The 4722-nt window shown below is 63.6% G+C and carries 4 protein-coding genes and 1 pseudogene; all 5 read left to right on the top strand.

Annotation, left to right across the window (positions count from 1 at the left end; translation table 11 throughout):
* Nucleotides 1–342 (top strand): annotated as a pseudogene (locus ACRC1E_RS02960) (glutamine synthetase); the annotation flags it as partial.
* Nucleotides 342–1727, top strand: a complete 1386-nt coding sequence (locus ACRC1E_RS02955; RefSeq protein WP_438513617.1) for an aldehyde dehydrogenase family protein — start codon at nt 342–344, stop codon at nt 1725–1727. The pseudogene ACRC1E_RS02960 and the gene ACRC1E_RS02955, both read left to right, overlap by 1 nt.
* A 2-nt stretch (nt 1728–1729) precedes the next feature.
* Nucleotides 1730–2896 carry an iron-containing alcohol dehydrogenase gene (locus ACRC1E_RS02950; protein WP_438513616.1) on the top strand — a complete coding sequence of 389 codons (1167 nt, stop codon included), beginning with the start codon at nt 1730–1732 and terminating at the stop codon, nt 2894–2896.
* Nucleotides 2889–3665 (top strand): gamma-glutamyl-gamma-aminobutyrate hydrolase family protein, encoded by a 777-nt coding sequence (locus ACRC1E_RS02945; protein ID WP_438513615.1) that lies wholly within the window; start codon nt 2889–2891, stop codon nt 3663–3665. The genes ACRC1E_RS02950 and ACRC1E_RS02945 overlap by 8 nt, the downstream gene beginning before the upstream one ends.
* Nucleotides 3652–4722 (top strand): amino acid permease (locus tag ACRC1E_RS02940; protein ID WP_438513614.1); only part of this gene is annotated, 1071 nt, incomplete at its 3' end. The genes ACRC1E_RS02945 and ACRC1E_RS02940, both read left to right, overlap by 14 nt.

Raw genomic sequence — 4722 nt, 5'->3', positions numbered from 1 at the left:
GCCAAGAGCCAGCGTGTCGAATACCGCCTGCCCGGCGCCGATGCCAACCCTTATCTGGCGCTGGCCGGTGCACTGGCCGCCGGTTTTGCCGGCATCGCCGGACGGATAGAGCCGGAGGCGCCCATCAGTGCCAACGGCTACCAGTATGACGCGCCGGCCCATCTCAAGCTGCCGCACACCTTGCGCGATGCCGCGCATGCCTTGCGTGACTCGGCTATTGCCCACGATTGGCTGGGCGAGGATTTTGTCGAGCATTACGCCGCCACCCGCGAATGGGAAGAGCGCGAATTCCAGCGCTACGTGACGGATTGGGAATTGCAGCGCTATTTCGAGGCCATCTGATGAAAACAAGTTTTGATGTTATCTCCCCGCTAGACGGCAGCGTACTCTTGACGCGCGATTACGCCGATGCCGCACAGGTCGCTGATACGCTGGCTTTGGCGCGAGCCGCACGCGGTACTTGGGCAGGCCTGCCACTGAGTGACAGGCTGGCATTGCTAGGCCGTGCCGTGGATGCGCTGGTGGCGGACAAGGCACGCATTGCCGATGCCATCACCCGCCAGATTGGCCGCCCGATCGCCCATTCCCCCTTCGAAGTGCGCGGTCTGGAAGAGCGTGCCCGCCATATGCTGGCCATCGCCCACGAGGCGCTAGCCGATATCCGCCCCGAGCCCAAGCCCGGCTTCTGCCGTTTCATGCGGCGCGAACCGCTGGGTACGGTACTGGTGCTGGCACCGTGGAACTACCCGTTCCTGACCGCCATCAACAGCATTATTCCGGCACTGGCCGCCGGCAATACCGTCATTCTCAAGCACTCCAGCCAGACGCCGCTGGCAGCCGAGATTCTGGCCGACGCCTTTGTCGCAGCCGGTTTACCCGAAGGGGTGTTCCAGTATCTGCATCTGGCGCATGACGCCACACTGGCTCTGGTGGCGGATTCCGCCATCGATTTTGTCGCCTTTACCGGCTCGGTCGCGGGCGGGCGCGCCATCGAGCACGCCGCCGCCGGGCGCTTTATCGGCGTCGGCCTGGAGCTGGGCGGCAAGGATGCGGCCTATGTGCGTGCCGATGCCGATGTGGATGCCGCCGTCGAGAATCTGGTCGACGGCGCTTTTTTCAATGCCGGCCAGTCGTGCTGCGGCATCGAGCGCATTTATGTTGACACCGTGATTTACCCGCGCTTTGTCGATGCTTTTGTCGCACTCACCCGGCAATACCGGCTGGGTCACCCGCAGGACGCCAGCACCACCCTTGGGCCCCTGGTGCGTGCCTCGGCCGCAGAATTCGTACGCGGCCAGATCAGCGAAGCCCTCGCACAAGGCGCACGCGCACTGATAGACCCGGCACTGTTTCCCGCCGATGCCGCCGCTAGCGCCTATCTCGCGCCGCAGGTCTTGGTCGATGTGAACCACCGCATGCGGGTGATGCATGAAGAGAGCTTCGGCCCGGTGGTCGGCATCATGCCGGTGGCGGGTGACGCCGAGGCGCTGCAACTGATGAACGACAGCCGCTACGGCCTGACCGCCTCGCTGTGGACCCGTGACGAAGACGCGGCCATCCGTCTGGGTAGAGCGTTGCAAGCCGGCACCGTGTTCATGAACCGCTGCGACTACCTTGACCCGGCGCTGGCATGGACCGGTGTCAAGGACAGCGGGCGCGGCATCGCGCTATCCACTCTGGGCTATGCACAGCTGACCCGGATCAAATCCTTCCATCTGAAAGGCTGACGATGACGCTTGCCGGCAACTGGAATTACCCCACCCATATCCGCTTCGGCGCCGGACGCATCAGCGAGTTGCCCGGGCTGTGCGCCGAACTCGGGATGCGCAATCCCTTGATCATCACCGATGCCGGACTTGCCGGCTTGCCACCGGTGCAAAAGCTGCTGTCTGTCCTTAGTGCTGCCGATATCGCACACGCACTGTTTCACGAACTGCGCCCCAACCCGATAGGGCGTGATGTGACAGCCGGCGTAGCGGCCCTTAGGGCCGGCGCACACGACGGCGTGATCGCCATCGGTGGCGGTAGCGCGCTGGACGTGGGCAAGACGGTGGCGCTGATGGCAGGGCAAAACCGCCCCTTATGGGATTTCGAGGATGTGGGCGACAACTGGAAGCGGGTCGATGCCACGGCCATGCTGCCGGTGATTGCCATCCCCACCACCGCAGGCACCGGCTCCGAAGTCGGGCGCGCCGCGCTGATCATAGACGAGGCGGCACAGCGCAAGGTCATCATCTTCCACCCGGCGATGTTGCCATCCCGGGTGCTGGCCGATCCCGAACTCACTACCGGCCTGCCGTCCCGCTTGACCGCCGCCACCGGCATCGACGCGCTGGTGCACAATTTCGAAGCCTTTTGCGCGCCCGCTTATCACCCGCTGGCTGACGGCATCGCACTGCAAGGCATGCGTCTGGTGCACGATTTTTTGTTGCGCGCAGTCAACGATGGCAACGATATCGAGGCACGCAGCCAGATGCTGGCAGCGTCCTTGATGGGGGCGACCGCCTTCCAGAAAGGACTGGGGGCGGTGCATGCGCTGGCGCATCCGATAGGCGCGGTGTTCGATGTCCATCACGGGCTGGCCAACGCCATCCTCTTGCCCTATGTAATGCAGCGCAACCGCACGGCGATAACGGAAAAAATGGTGACCCTCGCTCGGGTACTGGATCTGCCGGGCTCAGGCTACGACGCGGTGTTGCAATGGGTGCTGACACTGCGCCGTGAAGCCGGCATTCCCGATAGCCTTGGCGACATCGGTCTGAACGACGCGCGTGCGGTCGAGATCGGCGCCATGGCCAAGGCCGATCCCAGCGATGGCGGCAACCCGTGCCTGCTCTCTGCCGACGACTACCGCCACATATTCATGGAGGCCGTCGCGGGCCGGCTCCATGACTGAGGCGGTGCTGGTCGGGCTGACCACCTATCCGGCGGGCGCAGGCCATGGCCCGCACACCCCGCCCGAATATATCGATGCCGTCGTACGCGCGGGCGGCGTGCCGGTTCTGCTGCCGCATACCCATCACGGCAATGCCGAGCACTGGATACGCGTCTGGCTGTCGCGGCTGGACGCCGTAGTGCTGATAGGCGGTGGCGACATCGCGCCCGAACACACGGCGCGCACGCATGAAACGCTGTACGGCATCCATTCGGGGCGCGACCACACCGAGCTGGCACTGGCGCGGGCACTGATCAAGGCCAGACTCCCTACCCTCGCGATCTGTCGCGGCCTGCAACTCTTTAATGTGGCGCTGGGTGGCAGCCTGCACCCGCATCTGCCGGACGTGGTTGGCGAGACCGTGGCTCACCGCTCGCCTGCACGTGCGGCCGTTGCCCATCCGGTCAGTCTGGAGCCTGCCTCCACACTGGCTGCACTGCTGGGTAGCCAGCAAGTGACCCCGCTCTCCTGGCACCATCAGGCCGTTTCCCGTTTAGGCCACGGCCTGCAAGCCGTGGCCTGGGCAGACGACGGCATCATCGAAGCGCTGACACTGGCAGGCTTCCCCGAGCTGATCGCCGTGCAATGGCATCCTGAATTGACTGCCGGCGACGACGCCCGCCAGCAGTCCTTGTTTGACGAAATCGTGCGTCTGGCCACCCAAGCAAAGGCTGCGGCGACACCTGTCGCCGGCAGTTCACCTACGGAGAAGCAGCATGAGAGAAAATAAACCGGATACGCGCATCCCCATGAGCGAGGACGAGAAGCAGCTGCACAGTATGGGTTACGCGCAGGAGCTGGCAAGGCGCATGAGCGGCTTTTCGAATTTCGCCATTTCGTTTTCCATCATCTGCATCCTCGCCGGCGGCATCACCGCCTTCCCTGCCGCCCTGTCGGCCGGTGGTGGCGCCTCGGTCGGCCTGGGCTGGATCGTGGGCTCGATGTTCGTGCTGCTGGTCGCCGCTGCCATGTCGCAGATCGCCTCGGCTTATCCGACCGCCGGCGGCCTTTACCACTGGAGCTCGATTCTTGGCGGACGCGGCTATGGCTGGACCACCGCCTGGTTCAACCTTCTGGGGCTGATTTTTGTCGTCGCCTCGGTCAATTTCGGCGTCTACGACCCCTTCTTCAAGACACTGATCGCCCCGCTTCTGGGCATAGATCCCGCCAGCCTGAACTGGACGCACCAGACCCTGTTTATCGCGGCCATCACCCTGTCGCAAGCCTGGCTCAACCATCAGGGCATCAAGACCACCACCCGACTGACCGACCTCTCGGGTTATCTGATCTTCTTCGTGTCGCTGGTGCTGACCGTCTCGCTCTTGATCTACGCACCGGGGCCGCTGGATTTCACCCGCCTGTTTACCTTTACCAACTTCACCGGCACCGAAGGCAGCCTGTGGCCGCAAAACAGCAGCCCGGCACTGGTTTTTTTATCGGGACTGCTGCTGACCGTCTATACGCTCACCGGCTACGACGCCTCGGCGCATACTTCGGAAGAAACGCACCATGCCGCCCATAACGTGCCCAAGGGCATCATGCTGGCGGTACTGTGGTCGGCGCTGTTCGGCTACATTCTGGTCTCGGTATTCGTACTGACCATGCCCAGCATCAGCGAAGGCGTCAAACAGGGGGTGGGGGTGTTTTCGGCTCTGCTATCGATACTGCCCAAAGGCCTGCAGATCACGCTGGGGATAGGCGTATTTATCGTCAACTATATCTGTGGACTGGCCTGCCTGACCTCGACTTCGCGCATGGTCTATGCCTTCGCCCGCGATGGCGGCCTG

The sequence above is a fragment of the Craterilacuibacter sp. genome (assembly GCF_051659485.1).
GTDB lineage: Bacteria > Pseudomonadota > Gammaproteobacteria > Burkholderiales > Chromobacteriaceae > Craterilacuibacter.
This window is presented reverse-complemented; position numbering and strand designations above follow the sequence as displayed.

Excerpts from the sequence above, each read along its gene's own strand:
- ACRC1E_RS02950 (WP_438513616.1), top strand. The coding sequence starts at position 1,730 with ATGACGCTTGCCGGCAACTGGAATTACCCCACCCATATCCGCTTCGGC.
- ACRC1E_RS02945 (WP_438513615.1), top strand. The coding sequence starts at position 2,889 with ATGACTGAGGCGGTGCTGGTCGGGCTGACCACCTATCCGGCGGGCGCA.
- ACRC1E_RS02955 (WP_438513617.1), top strand. The coding sequence starts at position 342 with ATGAAAACAAGTTTTGATGTTATCTCCCCGCTAGACGGCAGCGTACTC.